The organism is Pedobacter sp. 01T416_2 (genome assembly GCF_056398925.1).
The window spans coordinates 1-1,836 of the sequence record NZ_JBFTQI010000995.1; the positions used below are offsets into that span (position 1 = coordinate 1).

General features: G+C 37.6%; 2 protein-coding genes. Both read left to right on the forward strand.

Annotated elements, in window-relative coordinates:
• On the forward strand, window positions 1-976 hold a 976-nt coding region (locus tag AC1DPQ_RS26650; RefSeq protein ID WP_477611419.1), incomplete at its 5' end, for a sulfite exporter TauE/SafE family protein.
• A 2-nt stretch (window positions 977-978) separates the two neighbouring features.
• Complete coding sequence (locus AC1DPQ_RS26655) at window positions 979-1,677, forward strand: phosphoadenylyl-sulfate reductase (RefSeq protein WP_477585379.1); 699 nt, start codon at window positions 979-981, stop codon at window positions 1,675-1,677.
• The last annotated feature ends 159 nt before the right edge of the window (window positions 1,678-1,836 follow it).

Below are 1,836 nucleotides of genomic sequence, written 5' to 3' on the forward strand. Positions count from 1 at the left end.
GAATATGAGTGCTTTACGTCAAACTTTAAATGGTGATTTTTCGGCAAAAGTTAAAAAACTGAATAAGGTTACCCAAAGTTTAATTAACCCTAAAAAAAGTTTTGCCGAACAAAATATTAAATGGTTAATCTGGGCGGCCTCAGTTTTACTAATTGGTGCTATCGGGTTTTCTTTGTGGAATACCGAACCAGAATTTCAGCGTTTCCTGATCAATATTGATCCTTTATTCTATTGGTTTTTAGGTGCTGGGTTTTTATTCGCATTAATTGATGGTGCAATTGGCATGTCGTATGGTGTTACTACTGCGTCGTTCTCATTAGCGATGGGTTTACCTCCTGCATCRGCAAGTATGGCCATCCACATTTCTGAGGTAATGAGCAATGGAATTGCAGGCTGGATGCATTACCGTATGGGTAACGTAAACTGGAAATTATTCAAAATTTTAATCCTTCCTGCCATAATCGGAGCAGTTTTAGGTGCCTATATCCTTTCTTCATTAGAACATTATAGTGCTTATGTTAAGCCTATTGTAGCGGTTTACACCTTGTTTTTAGGCGGAATCATTTTAATGAAAGCTTTCAATGTGAAGAGAAAAAAAGCCGATCAAAAAATTAAAAAAATTGGTTTATTGGGCTTTGTTGGTGGTTTTATCGATGCTGCCTTTGGCGGTGGCTGGGGTTCAATCGTATTATCAAGCTTAATTGCAGGTGGCAGGCATCCATTGTTCTCTTTGGGTACGGTAAAAATCAGCCGCTTTTTTATCGCCACTTTAAGTTCGCTTACATTTTTCACCATGTTAGGTGGCAAACACTGGGAAGCTGTTGTGGGCTTGATTATTGGTAGTGCAATCGCATCACCAATAGCCGCAAAAGTATCGAACAAAATTTCTGCAAAAACCATTATGGTTGCCGTAGGGATTATTGTGATGATTGTGAGTTTGCGCAGTGTAATTATGTTTATTTTAAAATTAATATAGTGATGGAGAACCTAGAGGAGATAAAAGCAGCACTGGCAGGTTTAAATACAATTGATAAACTGAAATTTTTAGCAGATAAATATGCCGACCGTATTATATTTTCGACCAGTTTTGGTTGGGAAGATCAGGCGATTACGCATTTAATTTTTTCAAATAATATTCCAATTAAGGTTTTTACTTTAGAAACCGGACGTTTGTTCCCAGAAACTTATTACGTTTGGAACCGAACCCTGGAAATTTATAACAAACCCATTCATGCCTATTATCCACAAAATGAGCTGTTACAGGATATGGTAAACACAAAAGGCCCGAGCAGCTTTTACGAATCGGTAGAAAATAGAAAAGAGTGCTGTTACATCCGTAAAATCGAACCTTTAAAAAGAGCATTAAAAGGTAATGAGATATGGGTAACAGGGATCAGGGCCGACCAAAGTGCCAACCGCGAGGATATGCACGATTTAGAATGGGACGAAGGGAATCAATTGGTTAAATTCCACCCTATTTTCGATTGGACTTTAGATGATGTGAAAGCATACATTAAAGAAAACAACATTGTTTACAATACCCTGCATGATAAAGGTTTCCCAAGCATCGGTTGCGCCCCATGTACCAGAGCAGTACAGCCGGGTGAAGATTTTAGGGCTGGAAGATGGTGGTGGGAAGACCAAAGTAAAAAAGAATGCGGTTTACATGCTACTTAAGGTATAAGGCTGAAAGGTAGAAGGTTTATATCCTTATTCAATGAAGCGTTGGAATATCCCAACATTCAAACCTTCCAAACATTTTTAACAACAATAACAACAACAAATATATAAGTTGAATAATTGAGCGATTTATCATTCAATCATTCAACATTCAAT

Bases quoted from the DNA above. Each gene is read 5' to 3' on its own strand.
- AC1DPQ_RS26655 (WP_477585379.1), top strand. From the start codon at position 979: ATGGAGAACCTAGAGGAGATAAAAGCAGCACTGGCAGGTTTAAATACA.